Source organism: Actinoplanes sp. NPDC051861, assembly GCF_040681145.1.
In the GTDB taxonomy this organism is placed as follows: Bacteria; Actinomycetota; Actinomycetes; order Mycobacteriales; family Micromonosporaceae; genus Actinoplanes.
Map to the genome: position 1 here is coordinate 49,929 of NZ_JBFAYE010000026.1, position 16,232 is coordinate 66,160.

12 protein-coding genes and 1 pseudogene are annotated in these 16,232 nt (G+C 70.0%); 7 read left to right on the top strand and 6 right to left on the bottom strand.

Features of this window, described 5'->3' with window-relative positions; all coding sequences use genetic code 11:
* The first annotated feature begins 137 nt into the window (after nt 1-137).
* The 5 genes from clpB (at nt 138) to AB0M02_RS40785 (ending at nt 8,429) form a co-directional block, all read left to right on the top strand.
* Nucleotides 138-2,723: an ATP-dependent chaperone ClpB gene (clpB, locus tag AB0M02_RS40765; RefSeq protein WP_364237463.1), complete on the top strand. Its 2,586-nt coding sequence runs from the start codon at nt 138-140 to the stop codon at nt 2,721-2,723.
* A gap of 569 nt (nt 2,724-3,292) precedes the next feature.
* On the top strand, nt 3,293-4,510 hold the full coding sequence (locus AB0M02_RS40770; protein WP_364237466.1) for a hypothetical protein: 1,218 nt from the start codon (nt 3,293-3,295) through the stop codon (nt 4,508-4,510).
* A 102-nt stretch (nt 4,511-4,612) separates the two neighbouring features.
* Entirely contained in the window at nt 4,613-6,460 is a 1,848-nt protein-coding gene (locus AB0M02_RS40775; protein ID WP_364237468.1) for a hypothetical protein, read from the top strand.
* An 829-nt stretch (nt 6,461-7,289) separates the two neighbouring features.
* Nucleotides 7,290-7,667 carry a metalloregulator ArsR/SmtB family transcription factor gene (locus AB0M02_RS40780; protein WP_014440216.1) on the top strand — a complete coding sequence of 126 codons (378 nt, stop codon included), beginning with the start codon at nt 7,290-7,292 and terminating at the stop codon, nt 7,665-7,667.
* A 93-nt stretch (nt 7,668-7,760) separates the two neighbouring features.
* Complete coding sequence (locus AB0M02_RS40785) at nt 7,761-8,429, top strand: class II aldolase/adducin family protein (protein ID WP_364237471.1); 669 nt, start codon at nt 7,761-7,763, stop codon at nt 8,427-8,429.
* A 402-nt stretch (nt 8,430-8,831) separates the two neighbouring features.
* Here the strand turns inward: AB0M02_RS40785 and AB0M02_RS40790 are convergent.
* The 4 genes and pseudogenes from AB0M02_RS40790 to AB0M02_RS40805 form a co-directional block, all read right to left on the bottom strand.
* A pseudogene (locus tag AB0M02_RS40790) lies at nt 8,832-9,593 on the bottom strand (DedA family protein); the annotation flags it as partial.
* Nucleotides 9,594-9,681: 88 nt separating this feature from the next.
* On the bottom strand, nt 9,682-12,177 hold the full coding sequence (locus tag AB0M02_RS40795) for a polynucleotide kinase-phosphatase (RefSeq protein ID WP_364237473.1): 2,496 nt from the start codon (nt 12,175-12,177) through the stop codon (nt 9,682-9,684).
* Complete coding sequence (locus AB0M02_RS40800; protein ID WP_364237475.1) at nt 12,174-13,544, bottom strand: 3' terminal RNA ribose 2'-O-methyltransferase Hen1; 1,371 nt, start codon at nt 13,542-13,544, stop codon at nt 12,174-12,176. Before AB0M02_RS40800 ends, AB0M02_RS40795 begins: the two co-directional genes overlap by 4 nt.
* A gap of 55 nt (nt 13,545-13,599) precedes the next feature.
* On the bottom strand, nt 13,600-13,785 hold the full coding sequence (locus AB0M02_RS40805; RefSeq protein ID WP_364237478.1) for a hypothetical protein: 186 nt from the start codon (nt 13,783-13,785) through the stop codon (nt 13,600-13,602).
* A 214-nt stretch (nt 13,786-13,999) separates the two neighbouring features.
* Between AB0M02_RS40805 and fbaA the strand changes: the two genes are divergently transcribed.
* Nucleotides 14,000-15,025 (top strand): class II fructose-bisphosphate aldolase, encoded by a 1,026-nt coding sequence (gene fbaA / locus AB0M02_RS40810; RefSeq protein WP_364237480.1) that lies wholly within the window; start codon nt 14,000-14,002, stop codon nt 15,023-15,025.
* 69 nt (nt 15,026-15,094) lie between these two features.
* Nucleotides 15,095-15,649 carry a hypothetical protein gene (locus AB0M02_RS40815; protein ID WP_364237481.1) on the top strand — a complete coding sequence of 185 codons (555 nt, stop codon included), beginning with the start codon at nt 15,095-15,097 and terminating at the stop codon, nt 15,647-15,649.
* A gap of 24 nt (nt 15,650-15,673) precedes the next feature.
* Here AB0M02_RS40815 and AB0M02_RS40820 read toward each other — a convergent pair whose 3' ends face one another.
* Both AB0M02_RS40820 and AB0M02_RS40825 read right to left on the bottom strand, forming a co-directional pair.
* On the bottom strand, nt 15,674-15,892 hold the full coding sequence (locus tag AB0M02_RS40820; protein ID WP_364237483.1) for a hypothetical protein: 219 nt from the start codon (nt 15,890-15,892) through the stop codon (nt 15,674-15,676).
* 44 nt (nt 15,893-15,936) lie between these two features.
* Nucleotides 15,937-16,206 (bottom strand): hypothetical protein, encoded by a 270-nt coding sequence (locus AB0M02_RS40825; protein WP_364237485.1) that lies wholly within the window; start codon nt 16,204-16,206, stop codon nt 15,937-15,939.
* Nucleotides 16,207-16,232: the final 26 nt, after the last annotated feature.

The following is a 16,232-nucleotide window of genomic DNA, read 5'->3' on the forward strand; positions in this document are numbered from 1 at the left end:
TTACGGCTTCTTTCCTATTGACGCCCCTGTTCGGTGGTGACCGTCACCGCTGGCTCGGGCGCGCTAAAGTTGAGTGGCATCCGCTCAAGTCTGCTTCCGTCCAGTTTTCCTCCGGCAGGAGAAATCCAGGGGAGTTCATGAACACCGAACGTCTGACCACCAAGAGCCGCGAAGTGATCACCGCTGCGGTCGCCGACGCGGGCCGTCGCGGGCATGCCACGGTCGAGCCGTGGCACATGCTGCTGTCGTTGCTGGATACCGGAGGTTCCACCGCGACGGCGCTGCTGCGGGCAGTCGGAGCCAACCCGGCGGACATCCGCCGCGCCGCGGCCCGCGCGATCGAGCAGTTGCCCTCCGCGCGCGGCGCGAGCACCGTCGAGCCCAGTCTCTCTCGCGAATTCGTCAACGCCATCGGATCGGCCGATCTGATCGCCAAGCCGCTCGGCGATGAGTACGTGTCGACCGAGCACCTGCTCGCCGGCCTGTCCCGGGTCGGCGGCGCGGTCAGCCAGGCGCTCAAGGACGCCGGCGCCACCGAGGACGCCCTGGTCGCGGCGTTCCCGCAGGTGCGCGGCGGCGATCGGCGGGTCACCACCGCCGATCCCGAGCAGACCTACAAGGCGCTGGAGAAGTACAGCGTCGACCTGACCGCGCTGGCTCGGGACGGCAAGATCGACCCGGTCATCGGGCGGGACGCCGAGATCCGCCGGGTGGTGCAGGTGCTCTCCCGGCGTACCAAGAACAACCCCGTCCTGATCGGTGAGCCCGGCGTCGGCAAGACCGCGATCGTCGAGGGGCTCGCCCAGCGGATCGTGGCCGGCGACGTGCCCGAGACGCTGCGCGACAAGAAGCTGGTCTCGCTCGACCTCGGCGCGATGGTCGCCGGCGCGCAGTATCGAGGGCAGTTCGAGGAGCGGCTCAAGAGCGTCCTCGAGGAGATCCGCAACTCCAACGGCCAGGTCGTCACGTTCCTCGACGAGCTGCACACGGTTGTCGGCGCAGGCAAGGGCGAGGGCTCGATGGACGCCGGCAACATGCTCAAGCCGATGCTCGCCCGCGGTGAGCTGCGCATGGTCGGCGCCACCACCCTGGACGAGTATCGGGAACACATCGAGAAGGACCCGGCCCTGGAGCGGCGGTTCCAGCCGGTCGTGGTCGGCGAGCCCACCGTCGAGGACACCATCGGCATCCTGCGCGGGCTCAAGGGCCGTTACGAGGCGCATCACCGGGTGCAGATCACCGACGCCGCGCTGGTCGCCGCGGCCAGCCTCTCCGACCGCTACATCAGCGACCGGTTCCTGCCGGACAAGGCGATCGACCTGATCGACGAGGCCGCCTCGCGGCTCCGCATGGAGATCGACTCCCGGCCGGTCGAGCTGGACCAGCTGCAGCGGCACGTCGACCGGATGCGGGTGGAGCGGCTCGCGCTGGAGAAGGAGACCGACCCGGCCTCGGCCGCCCGGCTGGAGCGCCTGGTCGCCGACCTCGCCGACCGCGAGGAGGAGCTGACCGCGCTCAACGACCGCTGGGAGCGCGAGCGCGGCGGGCTGAACCGAGTGGGTGAGCTCAAGATGCGCCTCGACGAGGCGAAGGCGGCCCAGGAGCGGGCACAGCGCGACGGCGAGCTGCTGGAGGCGTCCCGCCTGCTCTACGAGGTGATCCCCGCCCTGGAGAAGGAGATCCAGGCGGCGTCGGAGTCCGAGGAGGAGAACGCCGAGCCGCCCATGGTCAAGGAGGAGGTCGGCGCCGACGACATCGCCGAGGTCGTCTCCTCGTGGACCGGCATCCCGGCGGGCCGGATGCTGGAGGGCGAGACCGCCAAGCTGCTGCGCATGGAGGAGTCGCTCTCCGCCAAGGTGATCGGGCAGCGCGAGGCGGTCGCCGCGGTCGCGGGCGCGGTTCGCCGGGCCCGGGCGGGCATCGCGGACCCGGACCGGCCGACCGGCAGCTTCCTGTTCCTCGGCCCGACCGGCGTCGGCAAGACCGAGCTGGTCAAGGCGCTCGCCGGGTTCCTCTTCGACGACGAGCGCGCGATGGTCCGCATCGACATGAGCGAGTACGGGGAGAAGCACTCGGTGGCCCGCCTCGTCGGTGCGCCCCCCGGTTACGTGGGATACGAGGAGGGCGGGCAGCTCACCGAGGCGGTGCGGCGCCGGCCGTACAGCGTGGTGCTCCTGGACGAGGTGGAGAAGGCTCACCCCGACGTGTTCGACCTGTTGCTGCAGGTGCTCGACGACGGGCGGCTCACCGACGGCCAGGGCCGCACTGTCGACTTCCGCAACGCCATCCTGGTGCTGACGTCGAACCTGGGCTCGTCGACCGCCGACTTCACCATGAGCGACGAGGAGCGGCACGACGAGGTGCTGGCCGCGGTCCGGGCGCACTTCAAGCCCGAGTTCCTGAACCGGCTCGACGACATCGTGGTCTTCCACGCCCTCACCAAGGACGACCTGACCGCCATCGTCGACATCCAGCTGGCCCGGCTGCGGGGCCGGCTGGCCGAGCGGCGGCTGGCGCTGGCGGTGGCGCCGGAGGCCGTGGAGTGGCTGGGCGAGCACGGTTATGACCCGATTTACGGCGCTCGGCCCCTGCGGCGGCTGGTGCAGTCGAGCATCGGGGATCTGCTCGCCAAGGCGCTGCTGTCCGGTGAGATCAGGGACGGCGACACCGTGGTGGTCGAGCTGGGTGCCGCCAAGGACGGCCTTGCGGTGCGTCGAGGCTGACCCCTTCATGCGTACGGGCCCCGGAGTTGCTCTCCGGGGCCCGTACGCTCACTGCTTTTTCTCGTGCCGGTAGGCGTGAGTCATGAGGATGTCGGTGATGGCGTGCTCACCGTCCGCCGACCAGATCCTGATCCCGTCGCGGTGCAGTTGGTATCTCACGTCTTTGAACCGTGTCCGTGTGTCGTCATGGTGAACGACGGTCAGCGAGTCGGCGTGGGGCATGAGTGTCACCGGTCCTTGAGTCTGGGGCGGCCGCGGTGTGGTCACGCGGCCTGCCTATTGGGAAAGGTGCCAGCAGCCGGTCTGCCTCGGCCCCGGATCGGTGTGCGCGGGGCGGGCGACTCGTGCTGCGAGCAGGGTGGTCCGCTGGAGGTCTCTGCTGCCAGCCGGATGCCACGGATTCGAAGTTTAGGTGGCGAAAACCGGCCGTGTCGCCCCCCGAACGAGCGACCTTTTGTGGTATTTGGGACTCTCGTCGCCTGATGTTGCCACGTGGTCGCCGACGGTGAGGGTCGGTCGCGGGATATGGCGCCCTACCGATACCGTAAATGGATCTAGAGGAGGGCAGTGTGACCGTTCCCACATATTCCACGCCAAATCCGGCGCCCCCGCCGCGACCGGTCACCGTGACGGCCTCATCGATCCTGCTGTACGCGATCGCCGGCGCGCAGTTGCTCGTCGCCGTCTCGATCTTCGCAATCATCGGCCCGGTGCGGGATGGGTATCGCCTCTCCTACGCCGGCAGCCAGCTCGACGACCAACTGCTCAGTGTGGTCACCGCGACCCTGGCGATCTTCGCGGTGGTCTACCTGCTGGTCGCGGGTGGTCTCGTCGTGCTGTCAGTCTTCAACGGCCTGGGCAAGAACGCGTCGCGGATCGTGACGTTCGTCTTCGCCGGTATCGGGTTGTGCTGCAACCTGCTCGCGGTGGTCGACTCGGTGCCGAGCGCGGTGTCGACGAGCGCCGGTGAGGGCGGGCCGTCGGACCAGCAGCTCGAGGCGGACCTGGCGGCGTCGCTGCCGGGGTGGTTCGAGCCGATGGTCGGCGCGTTGAGCCTGCTGACGGCGGGTGGGCTGATCGCGGTGATCATCATGCTGGCGCTGCCGAAGTCGAACGCCTTCTTCCGGAAGCCGGCGGTGTGGAACCCGGGGGTGTATCCGGGGTATCCGCCGCAGGGGTATCCGCAGGGTGGGTATCCGCCGGCGGGTTATCCGGCCGCTTATGGGCAGCCGTACCCGGGGCAGCCGGGTGCCTATCCGGGTGCCTATCCCGGTGGTCCTTCTGCTCAGCCGAGTTCGGGTGCGCCTGCGCCGGGGTCGGTGCCGCCCTATCCGGGAGCGCCTGGATCTGTGCCGCCCTATCCGGGAGCGCCGGGGTCTGTGCCGCCGCCCTATCCGGGCACGGTGCCGCCTTACCCGGGAGCGCCGGCTTCCTATCCGGGGACGGTTCCGCCGTATCCCGGTGGGCAGGATCCCTACAGCCCGCCCTCGGGTCCTCCGGGGTCGCCGGCGAGTGGTCATCTCGGCTCGCCCGAGCAGTATGGGCAGCCTGGACAGCCGGCTCCGGGCCTTCCGCCCTACCCGGGTCAGGCCGGCACGCACGCGCCGGGCAGCCCTGCCCCCTATGGCGCTCCGGCGCCGGGAGGTCCGGGGGTGTCCCCTCCGCCCGGCGGTGGGGCGGTGCCGTCGGATCCGACCGCTTCGCCGGCGAGCGACCCGTGGGCGGCTCCCGAGCAGCCCGCTCCGGGCGGTGACCAGCAGCAGCGGCCGCCGACTGACCCGGCCTGATCGACGTTCCGCGGACCGGACCGCCCCCGGGTGGTCCGGTCCGGCCACGTCTTGGCCGCGCAGGCGGTAGGTTTTGGCCAGCCGAACCTGCGGGAGCCATCGATGTCCTACGCCGCTCAGCCACCCGTCACCGCGTCGCCGCCCGGCTCCCGGCCGGCCGCTGTGACAACCGCCGTCGCTCTGCTCTGGGCCATGGCGGCGGCCGGTCTGATCTACGCGATAGGCATGGTGTCGATCGCGCCCTCCACCGTCGGCCGGTTCCGTGACGCGACCGGCGGCTCCGACGAGGCCGAGTCGCTCATCGCGGTGATCTGGCTCGACGCCGCCGTGGCCGCGGTGCTGGCGATCCTCGTCGTCGCGCTCTTCGTCGTCCTCGGTCTCGGCCTGCGCCGCGGCAGTCGCCTGGCGCGTGGCGTCACCTTCGCCGTCTGCGCCCTCGGCATCCTGGGCGGTCTCGGCTCCCTCGGCGCGCTCGCCGGCCAGCGCTCCGGCGAGGCACTCGCGGGTTCGATGGGCGCGGCGCTCGGCACGGCGTACCCGAGCGGCTGGATCAGCCTCAACGCCGCTGTGGCGGGTGCGCAGGTGCTGGCCTACCTGCTCGTGGGCGCGCTGCTGCTGATGGCTCCGAAGCGGTTCTTCGGCCTCGAACCGGAGGCCTACCCCCAGCAGCCGTTCACCGGCTTCCCGCCGCTGCCGGGTTACGCCGGCCCCGCGCCGTCGTCGGGTGCGGGCTTCCCGGGTCAGCCGGGCGTGCCGTCGTCGGGTGCGGGCTATCCGGGCCCGGTGCCGTCGGGTGCGGGCTATCCGGGCCCGGTCCCGTCGGGTGCGGGCTTTCCCGGGTACCCCGTTGCGGGATCCCCGGACTACGGCCACGGCGGCCCGCCGCCGGTTTACGGTTCGGGACCGATTCCGGGCTACGGGCCGGAGTTCGCTCCTCCCGGGTCGGGGGCTGCCGCTGGCGCCCACAGCTACCCGCCGCCCGCCGGAGCCCCGGGTTGGGGGCCCCAGCACGGCTCACTCCCGTCTTCCGGCGCCGGAGCGCCCGGGTGGGGGCCGCCGCCCGGTCCCGTCCCCTCCTCCGGAGCTGGAGCGCCGCCCTATCTCGGTCCCGGCGCCTACCCGCCGCCCGGATCGCCTGCCCCGCCGGTACCGCCCTCCTACGGACCTCCGCCTCAGCCCGGCCAGCCGTTTGACGGGCCTCCGCCTCAGCCGGGCCAGCCGTTCTACGGGCCTCCGGCTCAGCCGGCTCCCCCGTCCTACGGACCCCCGCCCCAGTCGGCCCCACCGTCCTACGGACCTCCGCCCCAGTCGGCCCCGCCGTCCTACGGACCTCCGCCCCAGTCGGCCCCGCCGTCCTACGGACCTCCCGCCGGTGGACCTGACGCCGGGTGGGGGCCTCCGCCGCCCGGCTCGCCCTACGCTCCGCCCGCGCCGGTCTACCTTCCATACGCACAGCAGGATCACTCTGCGTATGCGCCGCCCGCCGCTCAGACACCCCCCACGACCCCGGTGGCGTTCACACCGGGTCCCGAGGCGCCGCCCCGGCCGGACGACGCATCCGCCCGGCCAGCAGCGCCCGCAACGCGTCCGGATGACGCATCCGCCCAGCTCGGAGCGCCCACGGTGCGGCCGGGCGACGCCACCGGGGCGAGTGACACCACCGCGCCGGCGAATGTGGAGCCCGCCACCACCGACTCCGGGCGCCCCGAGTCCGCGGCCACCAATGAGTCGAGCATCACAACGGCTCTTTCCACGGCGGGGTCGGCGATCGGTTCCGGACCGGGTGTCACCGAGAGGGTGACTTCATCCGAGTCTTCTGGAACTCGCCCAGAACAATCGACGGGCGAAGCGGCCGAAGCTGCCGAACCCGATCAGAGTTCATCTCTGCGGCCTTCCGGCAAGCCCGCGCCGGGATCAGAAGACGAGTTCTGGTCGCGACCGTCCGACTGAGAACCCGCTAAGTCGGTCCCGTATCGACGACTGTGGGTCACTCGAACGGGTACGGTCCGTTTCTGTTGCCGTCACCCGATCGGCTGTCCGGATAGATCTAGATCGGCCAGACGGTGGGTGTTTTCGCCTCAACGGACAAACGTGTTTGTTGGCGTTCACAGCACCTTCACAGCCCAACCACCAGGTGATCCTGGAGGCTGCGCGGGTACCGTACCGGCGGTAACCGCTTTGAGCTGCATCTATGGTCCGACGAAAGGACGAGATCCGGTAAACCTTCTTTACAGAAGCGGGCAAAGCTGTGGGTCAATAGTTCCGTTCCGCCCCGGCGGGGCGAAAGATTCCGGTTTCCTTCCAGCCAGTACGCTCGATGTCATGGAAGCACGAGACGACCTGCGTAAATTCATCACTGAATTGCCCGTCGCGCAGCGTGGCGTCGTGCTTTCATCGGGTCGTGAGCTGTTGGGCCGGAGTGGGGCGTCCAAATGATCGCGCAGTGTGGCGTGATGGAGTCGATGCGTTCTGTGGCGGGTCATCGTCCGAGATCGGTGAGCCGAAACAATCGACGAATTGACAATGTGGCCCGCCTCACCCCGGAGACGGGGATCGAGAGCTCGACACGGATGGGTAGCGACCAGATGGCGGCTGAGGCGTTGCAGGAGGCAGAGACCGAAGTCGGTGTCGCGGTAAAGGTTGGTCGGACGAGGGTGAGGCAGCTGCCGACCCACCGCCCCGATCGGCCGACCCGGCGATCGATGTCGGCCTTACGGCCTGAAAGTTAACCGGTTCGTTCCTGCGTACATGCAGGAGAATCGATGCAGTTGGTGGAAGGATGGAGATCGTGGGAACTGCGTTGGCGGAAATGACGATGCCTCAGATCTCGCCGCTTGCCGGCGAGCCGATTGAACGCGCTGACGCCGAGCGCCTGGCGGGAGTGCTGAAGGCGCTCGCCGACCCGGCCCGGCTGCGGCTGCTGAGCCTTATTCAGTCCGCTACGGACGGTGAGGCTTGTGTCTGCGACCTGACGGCTCCTCTGGGCCTCTCGCAGCCGACTGTTAGTCACCACCTGCGGATCCTGACCGAGGCGGGGCTGCTCGAGCGGGAGAAGCGGGGAGTGTGGGCGTACTACCGGCTGGTGCCGACGGCTATCGCCACCATCGCCGACTTGCTGACTCCGCCTCGGAAGCGGGCCACCAAGAAGGCGCGCTGAGAGTTGGGCAACGCCTGGCGTCACTGAATCGGGGGAGGGACGTGACGCCAGGCCGAGGACCCGACCAGAACCGGCGACCTGAGGAGCAATCAGGTGAACTACGTTCCCGGTGACCTGCGTGACCAGCTCGCGCACGTGGGTTACGACGTGGTCCAGGCCGGCCTCGTGTGCGGATCGGGTGGCAACCTGTCCGCCCGTGTCCCGGATGAGGACGCCGTCTGGGTCACCGCAAGTGGCTCCTGGCTCGACCGGCTCAGCCGGACCTCCTTCGCGGCGGTCCGGATCTCGGACGGTGAGCACGCCGTGATCGGGACGACACCGTCGCCCCGGATCGCGCCGACCAGTGAGCTCGCACTGCATCTAGCGCTTTATCGTGCCCGCCCCGACGTCAACGCCGTGGTCCATCTGCACCCGCAGACGGCCCTGCTGCTGGACGCGCTGGGCGAGCACATCCGGATCGTCACCACCGACCACGCGTTCTACCTGCGCCGTGTGTCGACTGTGCCGTTCCGTCTGCCCGGTAGTTCTGAGCTTGCCGCGCTGACCGCCGCGATGGCCGCTGACGGCACCGACTGTCTGGTGCTGAGCCAGCACGGCTGCGTGGTGATGGGCGACTCGGTCGAACTGGCTCACAAGCGGGCCCGCAACCTCGAGGAAGCGGCCTCGCTCACCTATCGGGCGCTGACGGCGGGCCGTCTGGAGAACCTCCGGGACTGCCCCGAGGAGTTCCTGGATCGACTCCAGGGCATCGTGAGCGTCTGACCTCGGACATACGAAACGGCCGGCCCGGAGAGATCCGGAACCGGCCGTTTTCCGTTGCCGACGAGAGGACGAGAGTCAGCCGCGAGGCCACTGCTGCTGGTCGTCATAACTCGGCTGCTGCCCATAGCCGGGCGGTTGACCGTATCCAGGCTGCTGCCCATACCCAGGCTGCTGACCGTGGCCGGGCTGCTGCCCATACCCAGGCTGTTGACCTTGGCCGGGCTGCTGACCGTAGTCGGGCTGACCGTAGCCGGGTTGACCGTAGCCCGGCTGCTGCCCGTACCCCTGCTGGGTGTTGTCCTGAGGCTGACCGTAAGTCTGCGGCTGGCCGTAAACCTGACCCTGCCCGTGACCCTGGCTGTGATGGCCGTGGTGGCCGTGGACGCGCTCCTCGAACTCCTGGTGCGCGGCGTCGGCGATGCCCACGACGGTGGCCGCGGCGACCACGCCGATCGCAGTGGCCGGGTCCGCCTCGTTGGTCAGGCCCAGCTTCTTCGCCCGGCGCTCGCGCAGGATCTCGATGAGGATCGGCAGCACCGAGATCAGGATGATCAGAGCGACCACCGGCAGGATGTAGTGGTCGATCTGATCGCCGATGGCGTCGTAGATCTGCTGCGCCAGCAGGTAGCCGATCAGGATGATGCCGTCGGTCCAGAGGATGGCGCCGACCACGTTCCAGATGAAGAACTGGCGGGCCGGCATGCCCAGGGTGCCGGCGACCGGGTTGAGGAACGTCCGCACGATCGGGATGAAGCGGGCCAGCACCACGGCCTTGGCCGGGCCGAACTTCTCGAAGTAGAACTCCGCCTTCTCGACGTACTCCTTCTTGAAGAGCTTCGAGTCGGGCTTGTCGAACATGCGTCGCCCATACTTCGCGCCGAGCCAGTGCCCGAGCTGGGCGCCGATGATGGCACAGATCGGCGCGCCGATCAGCAGGCCGGCGATGGACAGCTTGGCGCCCTCACCGAAGATCGAATCGGCCACCGAGGAGGCCGCCACGCCCGCCAGGAACAGCAGCGAGTCGCCGGGGAAGAAGAAGCCGACCAGCAGGCCGGTCTCGGCGAAGAGGATGGCGAGAACGCCCGGCAACCCGAAGGCCTGGAGCAGGTCCTTCGGGTCCATCGGGTTCAGCGCGAGCGTCTCGGTGAGCGCATGGGTGTCCACGAGGAGCCAGGGTACCGGCAGTCGATTACCCGGAACCTGTATGAACGCTGTGGATACCGTGTGCCCACCGAGAAACTCCCCGGACAGCTCAGAGCCGCGGGTCGACCGGCTCCGACTCGGCCGCCAGGATGGCGAAGACCAGCTCGTGGACGCGCCATGCGGGAGCACCCTCGGCCAGCCGGTCCAGCGCCGCCAGGCCCAGCCCGTGCTCGCGCAGGGCGAGCGCGCGCTTGCGGCCCAGGTTGCGTCGCCGCAGCCGGTCCAGCTGCTCCGGCCGGGTGTACTCGGGACCGTAGATGATCCGCAGGTACTCACGCCCGCGGCACTTCACGCCCGGCTGCACGAGCCGTCCCCGGGGGTCGGTCACGGCGAGCCCGGCCCACGGCTTGACCACCATCCCTTCGCCGCCGGCCGCGGTCAGCGTCATCCACCAGTCGGTCGCGGCCGCCTCCGCCGCCGGATCGGCGAGATCCACGATCATCCGCCGGGTCGGGGTGAAGAGCTCCGGGTCTGCCGCGACCAGGCGGTCCGCGAGCGCGAGGTGCCAGTCGTGGTCCTTTTTCGCGTACGAGACGCCGGCGCCGGCCAGCACCGCGAAGGGCGCCAGTGTGACGCCCGTGAGGCCGTCGGTCGGCTTCACGTACGCCCGGTATGCCGCCGAGTAGCCGTCGATCTCGGTTGACCGCAGCTCCAGGTGGTCGCGCAGCCCGCCCACGTCCAGCCCGCGTGCGCCGGCCTGGTCGAGCAGCGCGAGCGCGACGGGCAGCGCGGAGCGGCCGGCGGCGCCGACACTCGCGTACTGGTCGCGGATCAGCGACCCGGCCTTGGCCGACCAGGGCAGCAGCTCGGCGTCGAGCAGCAGCCAGTCGGTGTCCAGCTCGGTGAGGAGCGGCTCGGCGGCGGCCCGGACCCGGGCGAGCAGCGGATCGTTGAGTTCCGGCCCGAAGAACGGCCGGCCGGTCCGGGTCCAGATCGCGTCGCGGTCACCGGTGCGGGAGACGCGCACCACGGCACGGGAGCCCATGTGCTTCTCCTCGCACACGACCCGGTCCACCCCGGCCGCGCGCAGGTCGGCGAGGGCGGAGGACGGGTGCTCCAGGAAGCCGTCCACGGTCGAACTCGTGCACGGCGCCATGGTGGGCGGCAGCCAGACCAGCGTCTCCGGGTCCACGGCGAACCGGCCCATGACCTCCAGGGCGGCTGCCGAGTTCTCGGCGGGGACGGTCGTCTTCCCGTACCCATAATCAAGGTGACGACGGCCCGTAACGTCCGCGATGTCCAAGCCCCGCTCGGGTTTGGTCGCGACCGTGACCAGCGGTCGCGCCGGCGCGTAGTACTCCTTCGCCGCCGGAACCGAGACCACCTCGCGCGCCGGCCAGCGGAGCGCGGTGAGCGCGCCGCCGAAGACGCAGCCGGTGTCCAGGCAGATCGTGTTGTTGATCCACTCTGCTGTCGGTGTCGGCGTGTGGCCGTAGACGACCGCGGCCGAACCCCGGTAGTCGTTCGCCCAGGGGTACCGAACCGGCAGGCCGTACTCGTCGGTCTCGCCGGTCGTCTCGCCGTAGAGCGCGAAGCTGCGCACCCGGCCGGAAGCCCGGCCGTGGTACGCCTCCTTGAGCCCGGCGTGCGCGACCACCAGCCTGCCGTCGTCGAGCACGTAGTGGCTGACCAGGCCGTCGATGAAGGCCCGCACCTCACGCACGAACTCGTCCGGCTCGGCGGCGAGCTGCTCCAGGGTCTCCGGGAGACCGTGGGTGAGCTGCACGTTGCGGCCGTTCAGCTTGCGGGCCAGCTTCTGCTCGTGGTTGCCCGGCACACAGATGGCGTGCCCGGCCGCGACCATGCCCATCACCAGGCGCAGCACGCCCGGGGAGTCCGGGCCGCGGTCGACCAGGTCGCCGACGAAGACCGCCTTGCGGCCCTCCGGGTGCACGGCGTCGACCGGGCGGCCCTGCTCGTCGCGGACCAGGTCCCAGCCCAGCCTGGCGAGCAGCAGCTCGAGCTCGGCCCGGCACCCGTGCACGTCGCCGACGATGTCGAACGGTCCGTGCTCGTCGCGGCGGTCGTTGAAGAGTTTCTCGTAGCGGATCCCGGCGGCCGCGATCTCGTCCGGCCCGCGCAGCACGTGGATCTTCCGGAAGCCCTCCTTGGCCAGCTGACCGAGGGACCGGCGCAGGTCACGGTGCATCCGGGCGAGAACCGGGCGGCCGAAGGTGCGGTCCGCACGCGCCTGTGTGCGCTCCCAGGCCAGCGGCTCGGGAACGTCCAGCACGATCGCCACCGGCAGCACGTCGTGCTCCCTGGCGACCTTGACCAGGCCGGCGCGGGCGTGCGGCTGCAGGTTGGTCGCGTCCACCACGGTCAGGCGGCCGGCGGCCAGCCGCTTGGCGGCCACGTAGTGCAGGACCTCGAAGGCGTCACCGGAGGCCGACTGGTCGTTCTCGTTGTCGGCGACCAGGCCGCGGAAGAAGTCCGAGGAGAGCACCTGGGTCGGCTTGAAGTGGGCACGCGCGAACGTCGACTTGCCGGAGCCGGAGATGCCGACGAGCGCGACGAGGCTGAGCTCGGGTACGTCGAGGATCATGCGGACACCTCCTCATCAGTGGTGAACAGGGCGAGCTGGGTGGGCGCGCCGGTTGACTCGTCGGGGTCGCCGACGCCGCGGATCGTGACGGTGTAGCCGTACGCCGAAGCGACCCGGTGGGCCCAGGCCGCGAACTCGGCGCGCGTCCACTCGAAGCGGTGGTCCGAGTGCCGCATCCCGACCAGGCCCTCGTAGTGCACGTTGTACTCGACGTTCGGCGTGGTCACGACGACCGCGCCGGGCCGCGCGTGCCCGAAGACCGCCGACTCCAGAGCGGGCAGCCGGGGCAGGTCGACGTGCTCGATCACCTCCATGAGCACCGCCGCGTCGAAGCCGGTCAGCCGGTCGTCGCGGTAGGTCAGCGCGGTCTGGATCAGCCGGATCCGGTCCCTCTGCCGCTCCGGCAGCCGGTCCAGCCGCAGCCGGCGGGCGGCCTGATCCAGCGCGCGGCTGGACACGTCGGCGCCGACGATCTCGGTGAACTGCCTGTTCCTCAGCAGCGCGGTGAGCAGGGCGCCACCGCCGCAGCCGAGGTCCAGCACGCGGGCGGCGCGCACCTCGGCCAGCGCGGCCAGGACCGCGTCGCGGCGCTGCTCGGCGAGGGGTGCCTTGCGCGCGACCGGCAGCTCGGCCTCCTCCTCGGTGTCCGCCGGCTCCTGATCCGCCTCCAGCAGCTGCAGCGCGGTCGTCGCCAGCGACTTGCGGTGGGCCAGGTAACGCCGGGCGATCAGCACCTTCTCCGGGTGGCCGGCGAGCCAGCCCTCGCCGGAGCGCAGCAACTTCTCGATCTCGTCCGGCGCGACCCAGTAGTGCTTGCCGTCGTCGAGGACGGGAAGCAGCACGTAGAGGTGGTTGAGCGCGTCGGCCAGCCGCAGCTCGCCGGTGAGCCGCAGGTCGACGTAGCGACTGTCACCCCCGATCTCCGGCTCGAACGGGATCGGCTCCGCGGCAACCGTCCAGCCGAGCGGGCCGAACAGGCGGGTGACCAGGTCGGCGGTGCCGCGCAGCACGGGCACGCGGACCTCCAGCGGGATCGCGCCGGCGGCCAGCTCCGGACGGTCGCGGGAGACGCCGCGCAGGGCGGTGCGGAACACCTTGGCGAGGGCGCTGGCGAGGAGGCTGGAGGCGGCGTACGGGCGGTCGTTCACATACTGGCTCAGCTCGAAGGCGTCCTTCTGCGCGCGCAGCCGCTGCGGGTCGACATCCAGCATCAGCGCGGCGGTGCACCGGTCGTCGGTCGCCTCGGGGTAGAGGACGTACGCCGTACCGGTGGGCACGTCGAAGGAGTGCACCCGATCCGGATGCTTGACCAGCAGGTACCCGAGGTCGGTGGCGGGCCGGTGTGTGGTCGTCAGTGTGAGCAGCACCCGTCGATGGTCGCAGCGCCGCCGAATCCCGGCGATCTATTTGCGGCGTGCCGGGTCAGCGGTAGTCGTCGTCGAACTCGACGACGCGGCCCTGCTCCTGCGCGTCCCACTCGTTGGCCTCGGTGATCGCGGGCATCTCCTCGGGCTCGTCGTCGAGCAGGCCCGGAACGGCGAGCCTGGACTGCTCGGCCGCGTCCACCTCGGGCGTCTCGAGGTCGACCTCGTCCATCGGGCGCGTCATGTGGGCTCCCCTCTCTGTCGACGACTCTCGTCCATGGTCCGCCTTCCCCAGCGAAGATGCCGCACAAACCGGCACGAGCCGACAGATCGCCGGTTCGCCGGTTACGAGTTTCGGGGTCGTTTCCGCTACGCAGCGCGACTGCGGAATACTTCCTGCTGGAGGACAGCGCGGTCCTGCCCTCTGCTTCCCGTACCAAAGAGCAAGGAGCGCACTGATGCCTATCGCTTCTCCCGAGGTCTACGCCGAAATGATCGATCGCGCCAAGGCCGGCGCGTTCGCCTACCCGGCGATCAACGTGACGTCCTCGCAGACCCTCAACGCCGCCCTGCAGGGCTTCGCGGAGGCCGGCAGCGACGGCATCATCCAGATCTCCACCGGTGGAGCCGAGTACGTGTCCGGCCCGACCATCAAGAACAAGGTCACCGGCGCCGTGGCGCTGGCCGAGTTCGCCACCGAGGTCGCGAAGCACTACCCGATCAACATCGCGCTGCACACCGACCACTGCCCGAAGGACAAGCTCGACTCCTTCGTGCGCCCGCTGATCGAGGTCTCCAAGGAGCGGGTGGCCGCCGGCAAGGCGCCGCTGTTCCAGTCGCACATGTGGGACGGCTCGGCCGTGCCGCTGGACGAGAACCTCCAGATCGCCGAGGAACTGCTCGCCGCGACCGCCGCCGCCAAGATCATCCTGGAGATCGAGGTGGGCGTCGTCGGTGGCGAGGAGGACGGCGTCTCGGCCGCGATCGACGACAAGCTGTACTCCACTGTCGAGGACGGCCTGGCCACCGCCGCCGCCCTGGGCCTGGGTGAGAAGGGCCGCTACCTGACCGCCCTCACCTTCGGCAACGTGCACGGCGTCTACAAGCCGGGCAACGTCAAGCTCCGCCCGGAGATCCTCAAGGAGATCCAGGACGCGATCGGCGCGAAGTACGGCAAGGAGAAGCCGCTCGACCTGGTCTTCCACGGCGGCTCCGGCTCGCTGCTCTCGGAGATCCACGGCGCCCTGGACTTCGGCGTGGTGAAGATGAACATCGACACCGACACGCAGTACGCGTTCTCCCGCCCGGTCGCGGACCACTTCTTCCGCAACTACGACGGCGTCCTCAAGGTTGACGGTGAGGTCGGCAACAAGAAGGCATACGACCCGCGCGCCTGGGGCAAGCTGGCCGAGAACGGTCTGGCCAAGCGCGTCATCGAGGCGTGCGAGCACCTTCGGTCGACCGGAACCACTCTCTCGAAGTAATCAAACTGCCACGGCCGGTCCCCGTACGCGGGGACCGGCCGTCGTTGTCTTGCGATGTCACGCAGCGGCGTGGGTACCATCGTCCCTCTTGATCTAGGGACGGTGATCTTGCTCGGCATCGAGGGTTGGAAACCCGAATGGCACCACGACGCCGAGACACTCGCCGCCGCGCATCGACACATGTTCGTCCGGCTCATCGGACGCAAGCTGAGATCAAGCTGGCTGATGTGGGACATGAGCCAGCGCGGCTGGTTCGCCGACGGCCCGGTGATCCTCGACTTCGGGATGAGTCAGATCGAGATCACTCACCGTAAGTTCGACGAGTGTGCGATCACCTGGGACCAGATCGACATGTCGATCCCGATCGACTGGTACGAGCACTTCGACTGGCGTTCGGACCCGCACGCCGCGCTGCGCAACGCCCGGGGCCGCCCGCTGCGGGCGGTCAACGTCATCGAGCGGACCACCTCGGCGGACTGGCGGCCGCGAGTGCTGCACGCCGTCGAGTTCCTCTTCGACGGCGCGCGCCTCGCGATCTACAACGCGATGGACGAGAACGGCCTCACCGACGTGCCGGAGGCGGACCTGCCGGCCGTGCACTGGCGCCGCGTCCATATCGCCTGATCAAGCCGCGTCCGCGGCGCCTGATCAGCAGCTTCCGCCGCCACCGCCGTCGCAGCCCCCGCCGCCGGCGGCCGCGCTGCCGCCACCGTCGAGGCCGCCATGGTAGGGCGTGTAGCCCAGGTAGCGGCTCGCGTCGGGCTGGTGCTCGGCGCCCGCGACCCAGCCGGCCCGGCGCTGCCTCCGGTGGAGCGTGACCATCAGGGCGATCACCACTACCGCGACGAACAGCAGAATCATCACCATGGCTGCAGTGTGCGGTACCCGCGCCAGTCCGTCACTAGGCCGTTTCAGCAGCTTCCGCCGCCACCTCCGCCGTCCCCGCCGCCGCTGCTGCCGCCGCCGAAGTCGCCGCCACCCCAGCCGCCGCCGGAGCCACTGTTGTCGCAGGAGTCACCGGAGAAGCCGGTCTCGCCGGTTCCGTGGTAGGCCGAGCCGCCGATGTAGCCCGTGGCGGCGTGGCGCTGGTGGCGGTTCTCCCGGCTCGCCTTACCGGCGACGTAGACCATCAGCGAGACGGCCACCAGGAGACCCAGGAGGAAGAGCGTCATCGTCAGCATGGCTGCAGTGTGAGCGGTTCGCGCCA